The organism is Pseudomonas baetica (genome assembly GCF_002813455.1).
Taxonomy (GTDB): domain Bacteria; phylum Pseudomonadota; class Gammaproteobacteria; order Pseudomonadales; family Pseudomonadaceae; genus Aquipseudomonas; species Aquipseudomonas baetica.
This window is the reverse complement of the sequence record NZ_PHHE01000001.1, coordinates 3,216,406-3,232,665: the sequence shown is the minus strand read 5'-3', so window position 1 is coordinate 3,232,665 and position 16,260 is coordinate 3,216,406. Positions and strand designations below refer to the sequence as shown.

The following is a 16,260-nucleotide window of genomic DNA, read 5'->3' as shown; positions in this document are numbered from 1 at the left end:
GGGAGCGGGCTTGCTCGCGAAGGCGTCGGCAAAATAACCGCAACTCCGTCAGTAAGTGACACAAATCGTCACTCACCAACCAGTCCATTCCTCACCAACCGCCATATCGTTATTCATTAACGGTATTTAATTTCCAGTTCTTATAGCTTTAAAGTCAATCTCCTGCGTACCTGCCGACCAATCGGCGCGCCGCACGACCTGAACCAACACGCAATCCAGCGTGAGTTTCTGATCGACGCGCGCGCCCTTGAGCGCGCCGTGCGTGGGAGATTGAAAGATGTCCGCAGCCACTGCCACCCCAAGCGCCGCGATCGCCGCGCCGCAAACCTTCGAGATTCGCCCGTTCAGCGGTGCCGTCGGCGCCGAGATCATTGGTCTGGACCTAACCCGCCCGGTCAACGACCAGGACTTCGCGCGCATCCACCGCGCGCATCTGGATCACCACGTCGTGGTGTTCCGCGACCAGCGCATCACCCCGCAACAGCAGATCGATTTCAGCCGCCGCTTCGGCGTGTTGCAGATCCATGTGCTCAAGCAGTTCCTGCTGGCCAATCACCCGGAAATCCTCATCGTTTCCAACATCGTCGAAAACGGCCAGAACATCGGCCTGGGCGATGCCGGCAAATTCTGGCACTCCGACCTTTCCTATAAAGAGCTGCCGAGCCTCGGCTCGATGCTGCATGCGCAGGAACTGCCGTCCGAGGGCGGCGACACCCTGTTCGCCGACATGCACAGGGCCTGGGACAACCTGCCTGAAGCGCTGCGTAAAGCGGTCGAAGGTCGCTCCGCCGCGCATTCCTACACCGCGCGTTACAGCGAAACCAAATTCGAAGGCAACTGGCGCCCGACCCTGACCCCCGAGCAACTGGCTCAGGTCGCCGAAGTGGTCCATCCGATCGTGCGCACCCATCCGGAAAACGGCCGCAAGGCCTTGTTTGTCAGTGAAGGCTTCACCACGCGCATCGTTGGCCTGCCCGAAGACGAGAGCAAACAGCTGCTCGCCGAGCTCTACGCCCACAGCGTTTTGCCGCAAAACATCTACCGCCACCAATGGCAGCCCCACGACATGGTGTTCTGGGACAACCGCTCGCTGATCCATCTCGCCGCCGGTTGCCCCGCGCACCTGCGCCGCAAGCTGTTTCGCACGACCATTCAGGGCGACGCGCCTTTCTGATTTGCCGGAGATTCGATCATGTCCAAACGTCTTTCTTTTGCTCCGCTGGCCGCCGCTATTGGCCTGGGTTTCAGCCTGCTCGCCGGCAGTCTGGTAGCGCCGGCCGTGGCCCACGCCGAAGGTGAAATCCGCATTGCCGAACAGTTCGGCATTGTCTATTTATTGCTCAACGTGGTGCGCGATCAGGGCCTGATCGAGAAGTACGGCAAGCAGGAAGGCCTCGACATCAAGGTCGACTGGACGCAGTTGTCCGGTGGCGCAGCGGTCAACGATGCGCTGTTGTCCGGCTCCATCGACATTGCTGGAGCCGGCGTCGGGCCGTTGCTGACCATCTGGGATCGTACCCACGGCAAACAGAACGTCAAAGCCGTGGCCTCGTTGGGCAACTTTCCTTACTACTTGGTGAGCAACAATCCGAAGGTCAAAACCATTGCTGACTTCACCGAGAAGGATCGCATCGCGGTGCCGGCGGTGGGTGTTTCCGTGCAGTCGCGTTTCCTGCAATACGCGGCCGCCAAGCAATGGGGCGACAAGGAGTTCAATCGCCTCGACAAGTACACCATCGCCGTTCCACACCCGGACGCGACCGCTGCGCTGATCGCTGGCGGCACCGAGTTGACCGGGCATTTCTCCAATCCACCGTTCCAGGATCAGGCGCTGGAAAATCCGAACGTGCATGTCGTGCTTAACACCTACGACCTGCTCGGGCCGAACTCGCCGACCGTGCTGTTCGCCACCGAGAAATTCCGTAACGAAAACCCGAAGACCTACAAAGCCTTCGTCGAAGCACTGACCGAAGCCGCGCAATTCGCCCAGAACGATAAGGGTGCGGCAGCCGACACTTACATCCGCGTGACCAAAGCCAAGATCGACCGCGCCGCCTTGCTGAAAATCATCGACAACCCGCAATTCGAATTCAGCGTCACGCCAAAAAATACCTACCCACTGGCGGAATTCCTCTACCGCGTTGGCGCCATCAAGAACAAGCCTGAATCGTGGAAGGACTACTTCTTCCAGGACGCCAAACCGTTGCAAGGGAGCTGATCGAGATGAACGCCCCTTTGCAAGGCCACGCGGCCAGCAACCCGGTCGCCAGCACGCAAGCGCTGCTGGCGGTGGATCAAGTCAGCCTCGAATACCGCACGCCGCAACGGGTGGTACGTGCCACCCACCAAGTCAGTTTCGAAGTCGATCAGCAGGATCGCTTTGTACTACTCGGTCCGTCCGGCTGCGGTAAATCGACCTTGTTAAAAGCCGTCGCCGGATTCATTGCACCTTGCGAAGGCGAGATCCGCCTGCAAGGCCGGCGCGTCGATGCGCCGGGGCCAGACCGGATCGTGGTGTTTCAGGAATTCGATCAACTGCCGCCGTGGAAAACCGTCAAACAGAATGTGATGTTTCCACTGCTCGCTTCGCGCACGCTGAAGAAAACGGAAGCTGAAGAACGTGCGCTGCACTATCTGGAAAAGGTCGGGCTGGCAGCGTTTGCCGATGCCTATCCGCACACGCTTTCCGGCGGCATGAAGGCGCGGGTGGCGATTGCCCGGGCGCTGGCGATGCAGCCGAAAATCCTCCTGATGGACGAGCCGTTCGCCGCGCTGGACGCGTTGACCCGGCGCAAGATGCAGGAGGAATTGCTGCTGCTCTGGGAGGAGGTGCGCTTCACCCTGTTGTTCGTTACGCATTCGATTGAAGAGGCGCTGGTGGTCGGCAATCGCATCTTGTTGCTGTCGCCGCATCCGGGGCGGGTGAGGGCGGAGGTGCACAGCCATCAATACAACCTGCAAAGCCTTGGCGGAGTGGCGTTTCAGGAATCGGCGCGGCGCATTCATCGGCTGTTGTTCGATGAAGGTCAGTCGCCGGAAACCGAGCGCGACCACGACTTCAACGACATTCGCATCGCTTATTGAGCGGCCTGGAGAATTGCCCGATGAGCCATTCATCATCTGTACGACAAGAATTCGAAACCGTGCTGGAGCCGCTGACCAGCGTGCCGGTCGAGCGCGAATTACCCCTCGGCCAACGGCTGTGGCAACAGGGCTGGCTGCGCAAAAGCCTGATCCTGATTTTGCTCGCGGTGCTGTGGGAAATCGTTGCCCGGGTGCAGAACAACGATCTGCTGCTACCGAGTTTTGTCCAGACCAGTCATGCGCTGTACGACGGGCTGCTCAGTGGCGAGTTGCTGGGCAAGGTGTGGATATCGCTGGTGGTGCTGCTCAAGGGTTACCTGATCGGCATCGTCCTGGCTTTCGCCCTGACTACGCTGGCGGTATCGACCCAGTTTGGTCGCGATCTGTTAAGCACGCTGACGTCGATGTTCAACCCGCTGCCGGCAATCGCCCTGTTGCCGCTGGCCTTGCTGTGGTTCGGGCTGGGGCAGAACAGCCTGATTTTCGTGCTGGTGCATTCGGTGCTGTGGGCGCTGGCGCTGAACACCTATGCCGGTTTTCTCGGTGTGTCGGAAACCCTGCGCATGGCCGGGCGCAACTATGGGCTCAAGGGCATGCGTTTTGTGCTGTTCATCCTGATTCCTGCGGCGTTGCCGTCGATTCTTGCCGGTTTGAAGATTGGCTGGGCGTTTGCCTGGCGCACGTTGATCGCGGCTGAGTTGGTGTTCGGCGCGACCAGTGGCAAGGGTGGTTTGGGGTGGTACATCTTTCAAAATCGCAATGAGCTGTATACCGACAAGGTGTTTGCCGGATTGGCGGTGGTGATTCTGATTGGCTTGCTGGTGGAGAATCTGGTGTTTGACACGCTGGAGCGGGTGACGGTGAAGCGTTGGGGTATGCAGCGCTGATTTGTGGCGCTCCGACCGGCCCCTTCGCGAGCAGGCTCGCTCCCACATTTGAAATGCATTCCCATGTGGGAGCGAGCCTGCTCGCGAAAGCGTCGGTCCGGCCACCGCCTCATTAGCTGAATGTTTGCTAGCATTGCGCGCAGATCAATCCAGATCAACCAAGAGTGCTCAGCATGCAACTCCCGGACATGAACCTTCTGGTCGCCCTCGACGCCTTGCTCGACGAGGGCAGCGTGGTTGGCGCGGCGCGGCGGATGAACCTCAGCCCTGCGGCCATGAGTCGGACCCTGACGCGGATTCGCGAAGCCATCGGTGATCCGATTCTGGTGCGCGCCGGTCGGGGCCTGGTGCCGACCCCCAAGGCATTGGAATTGCGCGAACAGGTGCGCGACGTGGTCGAACAGGCTGCGCTTTTGTTCCGCTCGGCGGACACCGTGGAGTTGAGCAGTTTGCGCCGCCGCTTCAGCATCCGCGCCAACGATTTTTTCATCGGTGTGTACGGCGGCAAACTGTTCGACACGCTCGACCAGCAGGCACCGCACTGTGAGCTGCGCTTTGTCCCGGAAGGCGATGGCGACGATGAAGCGCTACGCGAAGGGCGGATCGACCTGAGCGTCAGCAACACCCGCCCGGTGACCCCGGAAGTCAAAGTCCAGAACCTGTTTTCCACGCATTTTGTTGGTCTGGTGCGCGAGGATCATCCACTGCTCGACGGCGAAATCACCGCTGAGCGCTACGCCGGGTTCTCCCATATCAGCATGTCGCGCCGTGGCATCGCCCGCGGGCCCATCGACACGGCGTTGAACGCCTTGGGTCTGGAGCGGCGGGTGGCGGTGATTGCGCCGAGTTTCCATGCGGCGATGTTTGCCTTGCCGGATTCCGACCTGATCCTGCCGGTGCCCAAGGAAGCGCTGCTGAGTGTGCGGCGACTGGGCTTGAAACTGCGTTCGTTCGATCTGCCGATTCCGCTGCCGACGTTGATGCTGACTCAGGCCTGGCATCCGCGTTTCGACAAGGATCCGGCGCACCGCTGGCTGCGTGAAACCCTCAAGACTTGCTGTGATGAGACCTGGCTTGCCGCGCAACCCTGAAGCCACACCGAATCCTTGTGGGAGGGGGCTTGCTCCCGAAGGCGTCGTGTCAGGCAATGCACAGGTTGAATGACCCACCGCTTTCGCGAGCAAGTCCGCTCCCACAGGGGATCCTCATTGCTGCGTCAGGCGCACTTATAACCTGCCAATAAGTCAATTTTCGTCAGCACTAAGCCCGACTAATATGCTCCGGTATTTTTCCCTCCGGAGTTTGCATTCATGACCTCCCTGACGGTCCCGGCGCCAACGGTCGCGGCCAGCCCGGCGACGGCGGCCACGCCACCGGCGTTCGGGGCACGGATCATCATCGGTCTGGTCGGCGTGCTGATCGCGGTGCTGGTATCGGGCCTGAACGAGATGGTGACCAAGGTCGCCCTGGCCGACATCCGCGGCGCGCTGAACATCGGTTACGACGAAGGCACCTGGCTGGTGGCCAGCTACACCGCCACCTCGGTCGCAGCCATGGCGTTCGCGCCGTGGTGCTCGGTAACCTTCTCGCTGCGCCGCTTCACCCTCTGCGCGATCAGTCTGTTCACCTTGCTCGGTGTGCTTAGTCCATTCGCCCCGAACTACGAAAGCCTGCTGCTGATGCGTACCCTGCAAGGTCTGGCTGGCGGCGCGTTGCCGCCGATGCTGATGACCGTCGCCCTGCGATTTCTGCCGCCGAATTTCAAGCTTTATGGCCTGGCCGGTTACGCGCTGACAGCCACCTTCGGCCCGGGCCTCGGTACGCCGCTGGCCGGTTTGTGGACCGAATACATCGGCTGGCAATGGACGTTCTGGCAAATCATCGGGCCGTGCCTGATTGCCATGCTCATGGTGGCTTACGGCATCCCGCAGGATCCGCTGCGCCTTGAGCGCCTCAAGGCGTTCAACTGGAAAGGCCTGCTGCTGGGTTTTCCGGCAATCTGCATGCTGGTGATCGGCCTGTTGCAGGGCAATCGGCTGGACTGGTTCGAGTCGAATCTGATCTGCGCGCTGCTCGGCTCCGGATCGCTGCTGCTGGTGGCGTTTCTGATCAACGAGTGGTCGCAGCCGATTCCGTTCTTCAAGTTACAGATGCTCGGTATCCGCAACCTGGCGTTCGCGCTGATGACCCTGGCCGGCGTGTTGGTGGTGCTGCAAGCGGTGGTGTTGATTCCGTCGAGCTATCTGGCGCAAGTGCAGGGTTATCGCCCGGTGCAGACCGCGCCGATCATGCTCATCGCAGCGTTGCCGCAGTTGATTGCGCTGCCGTTGGTGGCGGCGCTGTGCAACCTGCGCTGGGTCGATTGCCGCTGGGTGCTCGGGATTGGCTTGAGCATGCTGGTGCTGTCCTGCCTCGGTGGCTCGCTGCTGACTTCGGAGTGGATTCGCGACAATTTCTACGTCCTGCAATGGCTGCAGATCTTTGGTCAGCCGATGTCGGTGCTGCCGCTGCTGATGCTCTCCACCGGCAGCATCCAGCCAATGGACGGGCCGTTTGCCTCGGCCTGGTTCAACACTGTGAAAGGTCTGGCGGCGGTGGTCGCCACCGGAATGCTCGAGGCGCTGACCACGGCGCGTCTGCATTTTCACTCGACCATGCTGGTCGACAGCCTCGGCAATTCGCCGTTGGCCGACCGCAGCGATCCGGGCCTTGCCCATCGTCTGCACGAACAGGCCGTGGTGCTGACGTCTTCTGATCTCTATGTGTGCATGGCTGGCGTTGCGGTAGCGCTGATCCTGCTGATTTTCTGGCTGCCGACGCGGATTTTCCCGCCGCGCGCACCGACCTGATTGCGGTACTGAACAATGAAAATTTTTATGACGACTCAAGCAAAGCAAAAACTTGCGGTGGCTATCGCTGCAGCGTTGGCTGTAGGCGTGCTGTTGTATCTGGCAGTGCCCGGCCTGTTTGGCAAACGTACTCAGCAGAACACCAACGATGCGTTCGTCTCCGCCGATTTCACCTTGGTGGTGCCGCGCGTGGCCGGGTTCATCAAGGAAGTGCTGGTGGAAGACAACCAGCGGGTGAAGGCCGGGCAGTTGCTGGCGCTGATCGATGATCGCGATTTGCGTGCTGCCGCCGAAGCGGCTGATGCGCAAACCCTCGTCGCCCGTGCGCAGTTGCAGAACGCCAAAGCCACGCTGGAACGCCAGACCTCGGTGATCGCTCAGGCACAGGCGTCGGTGGTATCGGCCAAGGCTGAAATGGCCTTCGCCCAGCAGGAATTGAATCGCTACAACCACCTCGCTGGCGTCGGCGCCGGCACCGTGCAGAACGCGCAACAGGCCCGTACCCGTATCGATCAGGCCTCCGCGCGGCTGGACACCGCAAGCGCAAAACTGGCCGCCGAGCGCAAGCAGGTCGAAGTCCTCACCGCGCAGCGTGATGCCGCCGAAGGCACGTTGAAGCACGCACAAGCGGCGCTGGAAATCGCCAGTTTCGAACTCTCCTACACGCGTATCACCGCGCCGCAGGACGGCATGGTCGGCGAGCGCGCCGTGCGCGTCGGCGCCTATGTGACACCGGGCAGCAAGCTGCTGGCGGTGGTACCGTTGCAGCAGGCCTATGTGGTGGCCAACTTTCAGGAGACGCAACTGACCGATGTGCAGCCCGGGCAGCAAGTGCAAGTGCGTGTCGACAGTCTCGGTGGAGAAGCCCTGAACGGTAGCGTCGAAAGCATCGCGCCGGCCACTGGCGTGACCTTTGCGGCAGTGAAACCGGATAACGCCACCGGTAACTTCACCAAGGTGGTGCAGCGGATTCCGGTGAAGATTGTGCTGGCACCGGGGCAGCCGCTGGCCGAGCGACTGCGGGTGGGGATGTCGGTGGAGGCGAGTATCGATACGCGTAGCTCGGCGACGTCGGTGCGTGAGGTGACTCAGCGATGAGCTTCTTTGAACGAACTGACGCCTTCGCGAGCAGGCTCGCTCCCACAGGAGAAACGCATTCCCAAATGTGGGAGCGAGCCTGCTCGCGAAGAGGCCGCTGGCAGCAACTCGCTTTGGCTGCCCTGCTCGCGGTAAGTCTCAGCGCCTGCACAGTGGGGCCTGACTTCCAGAAACCCGAAACCACACACAACGCCGATTGGGCAAAACCCGCCAAATCCGCCCCCAGCCGAGCCGTCAGCGAACCGCTGAACGAACGCTGGTGGGAGGTCTTTAACGATCCGCAGCTCTCGGCCCTCACTCAGCGTGCGATGAAGAGCAACCTCGACCTGCAACTGGCCAGCCGCCGCCTGCAACAAAGCCGCGCGGCGCGTCAGGTGATCAGTGCTGATCGTTACCCGAACACCGCCGCTACCGGCAGCTATGCACGCAAACGCAACAGCGGCGAAGGCCTCAACGATCCTTCCGGAAACAACGGTGACTCCGCTTTCAATCTGTGGGACGCCGGTTTTTCTGCCGCGTGGGAGCTGGATTTCTGGGGCCGTGTGCGCCGGGAAACCGAAGCGGCTGACGCCAACCTCGAAGTCGCCGAGAACGACCGTCGCGGCGTGTTGCTGGCCGTCCTCGCCGACACCGCACAGAACTACATCCAGTTGCGCGGCGTGCAGAATACCCGAGCCGTTACCGAGCAAAACCTCGACGTCGCTCGCCACAGCCTGAATCTCTCGCAACTGCGGCTGAACGATGGTGTGGCCACCGACCTGGACGTTGCCGAAGCCGCTGCGCAAGTTGCGGCCATCGAATCGCGATTGCCGGCGCTGGAACAACGCCAATCGCAACTGATCAACGCGATCAGCCTGTTGATGGGCGAGCCACCGCAAGCCCTGGCCAAGGCGTTATCCACAGACGCAGCGGTGCCGCAGTCGCCGCTCAAAGTCGCCATCGGCCTGCCGTCACAACTGGCCGAACGCCGTCCGGACATCCGTCAGGCCGAGGCGCGACTGCACGCCGCCACCGCCAACATCGGCGTGGCCAAGGGTGATTTCTATCCGCGTATTACCCTGTCCGGCAACCTCGGTTCGCAAGCCATGCAATTGAGTGATTTCGGCTCGTGGGGCTCGCGCGCCTTTGGTATCGGCCCGCAGTTCAGCTTGCCGCTGTTTGACGGCGGACGCTTGCGCGGCATGTTGCAACTGCGCGAAGCCCAGCAACAGGAAGCCGCGATCAGCTACCAGCAAACGGTGCTGCGCGCCTGGCACGAAATTGACGATCAACTGACGGCCTACAACGCCAGCCAACGTCGCGCAGGCAGCCTCGCCGAAGCCGTGCGCCAGAACCAGATCGCCCTGCGCACCGCGCAACAGCAATATGTCGAAGGCGTGGTCGATTTCGTCAACGTCCTCACCGTGCAAGGCGCCTTGCTGGCGACGCAGGAACAGTGGGTGGAAAGCTCCACCGGCGTTTCGCTGGCGATGGTCGGGTTGTACCGGGCGCTGGGCGGGGGATGGGAGTCGGTGTATCCGGCAGAAGTCGTGACCAATAATCCGGCTTGATTGCGGCCCCCGCTGTCGTGGACTCATATGAGTCTCACGCAAGGCTGAATGTTGATCAATGTGCGGATGTGTCCAGCGGGCGGATTTCCCTGCGCCAGCGGTGTGCCGAACTAGAATCAAAGACACGGCAACAACGTTCAGCGCAACACCGAGGTGCATCATGCGAATGGCCAAAAAAGTGCAAAGCAGCCTGACCCGGGCGCATTGCGAATATGACATCGTCGCTCACCGACACTCTTCCAGCAGCCTTGAAACCGCGCGGGTTTCGGGGGTTCCCGCCGAACGGGTGGCGAAATCGGTGATCCTCGACGACCACCACGGGCATTACCTGATGGCCGTGCTACCTGCCAGTCGGCACCTGGATTTGAGCAAAGTGCGCAGCAGCGGCGAATGGCAACTGACCCGCGAAAGTAACCTGGCGCACATCTTCGACGACTGCGAACGCGGCGCCGTGCCGCCGCTGGGGGATTGCTATGGCCTGGACATGGTCATCGACCCGCTCCTGCCCCGGCAGAAAGATGTCTACCTGGAGGCTGGCAACCATAGCTACCTGCTGCACATGAGCATGCTCGCGTTTCTGAAAATGGTGCCGCACGCCGAGGTGCGTGAGTTGAGTCATTAATTTTGCGGCGCTGCCACTGAGGCCATCGCGAGCAGGCTCGCTCCCACAGGGGATCGCATCAATCTGTGGGAGCGAGCCTGCTCGCGAATAATTTTCCAGACACCACTCTTTCCAAGGAATCGCGCAATGGAAAATCCTACCCACAGTCTGCCATCCCTGTTCGACCAACTCGGCCTGGACAGCGACCCCACCAGCATCGACCAATTCATCGCCACCCACTCTCCGCTCAAACCCGAACTGCATCTGGCCGATGCGTTTTTCTGGACGAAGAGCCAAGCGGATTTTTTGCGCGATGAGATTCTCGATGATGCCGATTGGGCGGAGGTTGTGGATCAGTTGGATGTGTTGTTGCGTAAAGGGCGGGCGGGGTAGCCAACAGGCACCCGCTTGGCGCCTGACTGTTTACGGTTGTCGATGCGCTAAAAATGGACCAGTATTGCGACCTCAATTGAGGTCTTTATTATGCAAAGTGTTCTGGCCGATATGGCCGTCAGTGTTTCCGAGTTAAAGAAAAACCCTACAGCAGTGCTTAGCGGCGCACATGGCGGAGCTGTGGCTGTTTTGAACCATAATCGCGTCATGGGCTACATGGTGCCTGCCGATGTTTACGAAGCGATGATGGAGCGGCTTGATGATTTGGAGCTGGCTGAAATTGTTCGTTCGCGCAGCCATGAAACGCCCGTTTCGGTAAGCCTGGATGACCTATAAGCTGGAATTTCTGCCATCTGCTCATAAAGAGTGGAACAAGCTGGGTCACACGCTCCGGGATCAATTCAAGAAAAAGCTCGCGGAAAGATTGGCGCTACCGAGAGTGTCAGCGGATGCACTCCATGGCATGCCGGACTGTTACAAAATCAAACTCAAGGCCTCTGGTTACAGATTGGTCTATCAAGTAATCGATGTGCGAGTCGTCGTTTCTGTAGTCGCGGTAGGAAAACGCGAGCGCAGCAGTGTGTACGCGAATGCAAAAAAGCGCTGAGTACACCCCGGCGTGTTCCTTCCTTTCGGCGAACAGCCAATTTGTTTCAAAACTTGACTGAATTTCCCCACCAATGCGATATTGATAGTTAGCAAACTAACAGTGTGCATTTTCCCGTGTCCGATTCCCTCGACGCTCTCCAGATGAACATCAGCAGTGCCATGGTGGTGGCCGCCAGGCATTGGCGGAAGATCTGCCAGACCACACTGGTCAATTACGGAATTTCCGAAGCCTGCGCCGTGCCGCTGTTGATGATCGGCCGCTTGGGCGAGGGCGTGCGCCAGGTGCAGGTGGCGCAGGCGGCCGGGATGGAGAGTCCGTCGCTGGTGCGGCTACTCGATCAGTTGTGCCATTCGGGCTACGTCTGCCGCACTGAAGATGCGCAGGATCGTCGCGCCAAATGCCTGAGCCTGACCGATACCGGCCGGGAACTGGTGCAAGCGGTGGAAATCGAACTGGTGCGCTTGCGTCACGAAGTGCTCGAAGGGATAGATCAGAGTGATCTGGAGGCTACGCTTCGCGTACTCCGGGCTTTTGAGGCGGCCAATCCGCCGTTGGTGGTCAATTCTTGAACGGTTTTTTCACTGGCATTCCGCCGGCCCGGGACTGGTTCTACGGGGTCCGCACTTTTGCCGCGTCGATGCTCGCGCTGTACATCGCCATGCTCATGCAGATGCCGCGTCCATATTGGGCGATGGCCACGGTGTACATCGTCTCCAGCCCGTTTCTCGGGCCGACCAGCTCCAAAGCCTTGTACCGCGCCATTGGCACCTTTCTCGGTGCGGCGGCGGCGGTGTTTTTTGTGCCGATGTTTGTCCAGAGCCCGTATGTGCTGGTGGTGGTTATCGCCTTGTGGACGGGGATTTTGCTGTTCCTGTCCCTGCACCTGCGTACCGCCAACAGCTATGCGTTGATGCTCGCCGGCTACACGCTGCCGCTGATTGCCTTGCCCGTGGTGGATAACCCGCTGGCGGTGTGGGACGTCGCGGAAGCGCGCACCGAAGAGATTTTCCTCGGCATCGCCGTCGCCGCCGTGGTCGGTGCGATGTTCTGGCCGCGACGCCTGGCGCCGGTGTTCAACGACGCCGTGGGCAAATGGTTCGCCGACGCTTCGAGCTACAGCCTGAAATTCCTCAGCCGCGACGTGCAGCCCGAAGAAGTGACCGCGCTGCGCATGGCCATGGTCGCCAGTTTCAACAGCCTCGAATTGATGATTGGCCAGTTGCCGCACGAAGGCTCGCGGCCGCAAACCGTGCGCAATACCAAGGAGCTGCGCGGACGGATGATCCACCTGCTGCCGGTGATCGATGCGCTGGAGGATTCGCTCTACGCCCTCGAACGACGCACGCCGGAACTGGTGGAAAAATTCGCGCCGCTGCTGACCGCGACCCGTGAATGGCTGGGCCACAAAGACGCCGATCTCGACCGCTGGCAAGCCCTGAAAGATCAGCTCGAAGCCCTGCAACCGAGTGCGCAAGCGCTGGAGGATCGCAAGCAATTGCTGTTCTCCAATGCCTTGTACCGTCTCGGCGAGTTCATCGATCTGTGGCAAGACTGCCGCAGTCTGCAGGATGCGATTCTGTGCGAACGCCAGGACAGCTGGCGCGCGGTCTACCGCCACTGGCGTCTCGGTCGCCTGACGCCGTTTATCGACCGTGGGCTGATGCTGTATTCGGTGGCCTCAACCATTCTGGCGATCATCGTCGCCTCGGTGCTGTGGATTCTGCTCGGCTGGCCAGATGGCGGCAGTGCGGTGATTCTGGCGGCGGTGGCGTGCAGCTTCTTCGCCTCGATGGACGACCCGGCGCCGCAGATCTACCGGTTCTTTTTCTGGACAGGTATGTCGGTGCTGTTCGCCAGCCTCTATCTGTTTCTGATTCTGCCGAACCTGCACGACTTCCCGATGCTGGTTCTGGCGTTTGCCATCCCGTTTATCTGCGTCGGCACACTGACGGTGCAGCCGCGCTTCTACCTCGGCATGCTCCTGACGCTGGTCAACACCTCATCGTTCATCAGCATTCAGGGTGCCTACGACGCGGACTTTTTCGCCTTCGTGAACTCCAACCTGGCGGGGCCGATGGGGCTGTTGTTCGCGTTCATCTGGACGCTGGTGGCGCGCCCGTTCGGTGCCGAACTGGCGGCCAAGCGCCTGACCCGGTTCAGTTGGAAGGACATCGTCGACATGACCGAACCGGCCAACCTCGCCGAACACCGCAAGCTGGGCGTGCAGTTGCTTGATCGTCTGATGCAGCATTTGCCGCGATTGGCCCTGACCGGCCAGGACACCGGCATCGCCATGCGTGAAGTGCGGGTGGGCCTGAACTTGCTCGATTTGCTGGCTTATACCCCACGCGTGACCGGCGTGCCGAAGACGCTGCTGCAGCAAGTGGTCGTTGAAGTCGGCGAATATTTCCGCGCTTGCCTCAAGGCCGGTGAACGCCTGCCGGCGCCGAGCGGTTTGTTGATGACCATGGACCGCACCCGCCGTGCGCTCAATGGCCATGGCGATGAAGAAACCCGTCTACACCTGTTGCACGCCTTGAGCGGCTTGCGTCTGGCGTTGCTGCCCGGCGTCGAATTCGTCTCCAGCGCCGAGCCCGAAGAACCGCTGCCCGATGGAGCGCCCCTATGATCGGTGATCTGGACATCAGCGGCATTTTCCTGCCGACCCTGCTGGTGTTGATGGGCATCACTTATGTGCTGTTTTTGCTGGTGCATGGCGTGCTGACACGTCTGCACTTTTACCGTCTGGTCTGGCACCGGGCATTGTTCAACGTGGCCCTCTACGCCGTGCTGCTGTACGGCGTGGACTCACTCAGTCGATACCTGATGACATGAAAAAACCGTTTTTGACCATCGGTCGCGTGGTACTGACCCTGCTGATCGTGACTTTTGCCGTTGTCCTCGTCTGGCGCATGGTGATGTATTACATGTTCGCGCCGTGGACCCGTGACGGCCACATTCGTGCCGACATCATCCAGATCGCCCCGGACGTGTCCGGGCTGATCCAGCAGGTCGAGGTGAAGGACAACCAGTTGATCAAGCGTGGTCAGGTGCTGTTCAGCATCGACCAGGACCGTTTCAAACTGGCCCTGCGTCAAGCCAAGGCTGCCGTCGCTGATCGTGAAGAAACCCTCGCCCAGGCGCAGCGCGAAGCCAAGCGTAACCGTGGCCTGGGCAATCTGGTGCCGGCTGAGCAGTTGGAAGAAAGCCAATCGAAAGTCGCCCGTGCGCAATCGGCGCTGGCCGAAGCCATGGTCACGGTGGACAGCGCCCAACTCAACCTCGACCGCTCGGTCATCCGCAGCCCGGTGGACGGCTACGTCAACGACCGCGCGCCGCGTCCTCAGGAATTCGTCACTGCCGGGCGCCCGGTGTTGTCGGTGGTCGACAGCAACTCGTTCCACATCGATGGTTATTTCGAAGAAACCAAACTCGACGGCATTCATGTCGGCCAGTCGGTGGATATCCGCGTGATCGGCGACCGCGCCAAGTTGCGCGGGCACGTCGAAAGCATCGTCGCCGGCATCGAAGACCGCGACCGCAGCAGCGGCAGCAATCTGCTGCCGAACGTCAACCCGGCATTCAGTTGGGTACGGCTGGCGCAGCGGATTCCGGTGCGCATCGCTTTCGATGATGTACCGGCAGACTTCCGCATGATTGCCGGCCGCACCGCCACGGTGTCGATCATTGATGAGCAAAAGCAGGAGCCTGCGCAATGAACAAGGCCCTGGTGATCGCCGGGCTGGGCGCACTGCTCTCGGCCTGTCAGATGGTCGGGCCGGATTATCAGGTGCCCGATGATGCGGCGATCCAGCGCAAGGACTTTCAGGGCGAACTGGCCGTGGCCGGCAAACCGGTGGTGTCGGCGCCGGTGCCGGCGGACTGGTGGCGGTTGTACAAGGATCCGCGACTGGATCAACTGGTGCAGCAGGCCATGGCCTCCAACACGGATCTGCGTGTAGCCGCCGCGAACCTGTCGCGCGCTCGCGCGCAAGTCGACGAAGCCGAAGCGGCGGGCGGCTGGAGCGCAGGCGTGAAGATGGGCGCGCAGCGTTTGCAGGAATCCGGTCAGGCGTTCTTGCTGCCCGAGAAAGTGCCGGTGGATAACGTCGGCGACATTGGCATCAGCGCGTCTTATCAGTTCGACTTGTGGGGCACTCTGCAACGCGGTATCGAAGGCGCGAAGGCTAACGCCGATGCGACTCAAGCGGCGGCTGACACCGCACGCATCACTTTGGTGGCCGACGTGGTTCGCGCCTACACCCAGGTGTGCGCGGCCAATGAAGAACGGGAAATTACCCAGCACTCCCTCGATCTGCAATCGCAAAGCACCACGCTGATCCAGCGTTTGCGCGACGCCGGACGTGGTGATGAAACCCAGGTCACCCGCTCGCAAACCCAATTCAAATCCCTGCGCGCCGAGCTGCCGCGTTATGAAGCGGCGCGCCAGGCCGGGCTGTTCCGTTTGTCGATGTTGCTGGCCAAACCGGTCGATCAGTTACCGGCCGGCACCGCGACCTGTGCCGAGTTGCCGAAAATCGCCCAATTGGTGCCGGTCGGTGACGGCGCTGCGCTGCTCAAGCGCCGTCCCGATATCCGTCAGGCCGAGCGCCGACTGGCTGCTTCGACCGCCGGAATCGGCGTTGCCACTGGCGAGTTGTACCCGGACATCAGCATCGGCGCGACCATCGGCACCGTCGGGCTCATCGATGACTTGGGTGACCCATCGACCAACCGCTGGGGCTTCGGCCCGTCGCTGAGCTGGAAAGTGCCGACCAACGGCGCCCGCGCGCGCATCCGCGAAGCCGAAGCATCGACCCAGGGCGCATTGGCGCATTTCGACGGCGTGGTGCTCAACGCCATCCGCGAAACCCAGACCGGGCTGGCCCAGTACAGCGCATTGCTGCAACGCCGTGATGCACTGGCCGATGCCGAGCAGTCGGCGAAACTGGCCGCCGACCAGACGCACCGCTTCTTCCAGGCCGGCCGCGAGTCGTTCCTCGCCGACCTGCAAGCGACCCGCACTTACACCGATGTCACCGCGCAACTGGCCGCCGCCAACACGCAAGTCGCCATGAGCCAGATCGATTTGTTCCTCGCCCTCGGCGGCGGTTGGGAAAGCGGACGAACGCAAGCCTCAAGCCCGAGCAAACCCTGAGGCCATAGCTATGCTTTGAAGTGTTGAAGG

Annotated in this window: 17 protein-coding genes; all 17 read left to right on the top strand. The window is 61.1% G+C overall.

What is annotated here, in order from left to right; genetic code table 11:
- The first annotated feature begins 277 nt into the window (after positions 1-277).
- The 17 genes from ATI02_RS14690 (at position 278) to ATI02_RS14610 (ending at position 16,230) form a co-directional block, all read left to right on the top strand.
- Positions 278-1,174: a TauD/TfdA dioxygenase family protein gene (locus tag ATI02_RS14690; protein WP_100846645.1), complete on the top strand. Its 897-nt coding sequence runs from the start codon at positions 278-280 to the stop codon at positions 1,172-1,174.
- Between the two features lie 18 nt (positions 1,175-1,192).
- Positions 1,193-2,218 carry an ABC transporter substrate-binding protein gene (locus tag ATI02_RS14685; RefSeq protein ID WP_095190372.1) on the top strand — a complete coding sequence of 342 codons (1,026 nt, stop codon included), beginning with the start codon at positions 1,193-1,195 and terminating at the stop codon, positions 2,216-2,218.
- A 5-nt stretch (positions 2,219-2,223) separates the two neighbouring features.
- On the top strand, positions 2,224-3,084 hold the full coding sequence (locus ATI02_RS14680; RefSeq protein WP_100846644.1) for an ABC transporter ATP-binding protein: 861 nt from the start codon (positions 2,224-2,226) through the stop codon (positions 3,082-3,084).
- A gap of 20 nt (positions 3,085-3,104) precedes the next feature.
- Positions 3,105-3,971, top strand: coding sequence for an ABC transporter permease (locus tag ATI02_RS14675; RefSeq protein WP_100846643.1), 867 nt, complete (start codon positions 3,105-3,107; stop codon positions 3,969-3,971).
- 173 nt (positions 3,972-4,144) lie between these two features.
- Positions 4,145-5,062, top strand: coding sequence for a LysR family transcriptional regulator (locus tag ATI02_RS14670; protein WP_095190375.1), 918 nt, complete (start codon positions 4,145-4,147; stop codon positions 5,060-5,062).
- A gap of 219 nt (positions 5,063-5,281) precedes the next feature.
- Positions 5,282-6,820: an MFS transporter gene (locus tag ATI02_RS14665; RefSeq protein ID WP_100846642.1), complete on the top strand. Its 1,539-nt coding sequence runs from the start codon at positions 5,282-5,284 to the stop codon at positions 6,818-6,820.
- 27 nt (positions 6,821-6,847) lie between these two features.
- The gene (locus ATI02_RS14660; RefSeq protein ID WP_100846641.1) at positions 6,848-7,918 is read left to right on the top strand and encodes an HlyD family secretion protein; all 1,071 of its coding nucleotides are present in this window, start codon (positions 6,848-6,850) and stop codon (positions 7,916-7,918) included.
- A complete protein-coding gene (locus tag ATI02_RS14655; RefSeq protein ID WP_192886493.1) occupies positions 7,915-9,468 on the top strand; it encodes an efflux transporter outer membrane subunit in 1,554 nt (517 codons plus the stop codon). Before ATI02_RS14660 ends, ATI02_RS14655 begins: the two co-directional genes overlap by 4 nt.
- 160 nt (positions 9,469-9,628) lie before the next feature.
- The gene (locus ATI02_RS14650) at positions 9,629-10,090 is read left to right on the top strand and encodes an aminoacyl-tRNA deacylase (protein ID WP_100846639.1); all 462 of its coding nucleotides are present in this window, start codon (positions 9,629-9,631) and stop codon (positions 10,088-10,090) included.
- A 126-nt stretch (positions 10,091-10,216) separates the two neighbouring features.
- Positions 10,217-10,462: a DUF2789 domain-containing protein gene (locus ATI02_RS14645; RefSeq protein ID WP_100846638.1), complete on the top strand. Its 246-nt coding sequence runs from the start codon at positions 10,217-10,219 to the stop codon at positions 10,460-10,462.
- Positions 10,463-10,552: 90 nt separating this feature from the next.
- Entirely contained in the window at positions 10,553-10,798 is a 246-nt protein-coding gene (locus ATI02_RS14640; RefSeq protein WP_100846637.1) for a type II toxin-antitoxin system Phd/YefM family antitoxin, read from the top strand.
- A complete protein-coding gene (locus ATI02_RS14635) occupies positions 10,788-11,069 on the top strand; it encodes a type II toxin-antitoxin system RelE family toxin (RefSeq protein ID WP_095190381.1) in 282 nt (93 codons plus the stop codon). Before ATI02_RS14640 ends, ATI02_RS14635 begins: the two co-directional genes overlap by 11 nt.
- A 143-nt stretch (positions 11,070-11,212) precedes the next feature.
- On the top strand, positions 11,213-11,641 hold the full coding sequence (locus ATI02_RS14630) for a MarR family winged helix-turn-helix transcriptional regulator (RefSeq protein ID WP_095190382.1): 429 nt from the start codon (positions 11,213-11,215) through the stop codon (positions 11,639-11,641).
- Complete coding sequence (locus ATI02_RS14625) at positions 11,638-13,701, top strand: FUSC family protein (RefSeq protein ID WP_100846636.1); 2,064 nt, start codon at positions 11,638-11,640, stop codon at positions 13,699-13,701. Before ATI02_RS14630 ends, ATI02_RS14625 begins: the two co-directional genes overlap by 4 nt.
- Entirely contained in the window at positions 13,698-13,907 is a 210-nt protein-coding gene (locus ATI02_RS14620; RefSeq protein ID WP_027611129.1) for a DUF1656 domain-containing protein, read from the top strand. Before ATI02_RS14625 ends, ATI02_RS14620 begins: the two co-directional genes overlap by 4 nt.
- Positions 13,904-14,791: an efflux RND transporter periplasmic adaptor subunit gene (locus tag ATI02_RS14615; RefSeq protein ID WP_095190384.1), complete on the top strand. Its 888-nt coding sequence runs from the start codon at positions 13,904-13,906 to the stop codon at positions 14,789-14,791. Before ATI02_RS14620 ends, ATI02_RS14615 begins: the two co-directional genes overlap by 4 nt.
- Positions 14,788-16,230 carry an efflux transporter outer membrane subunit gene (locus tag ATI02_RS14610; protein ID WP_100846635.1) on the top strand — a complete coding sequence of 481 codons (1,443 nt, stop codon included), beginning with the start codon at positions 14,788-14,790 and terminating at the stop codon, positions 16,228-16,230. The genes ATI02_RS14615 and ATI02_RS14610 overlap by 4 nt, the downstream gene beginning before the upstream one ends.
- Positions 16,231-16,260 lie beyond the last annotated feature (30 nt).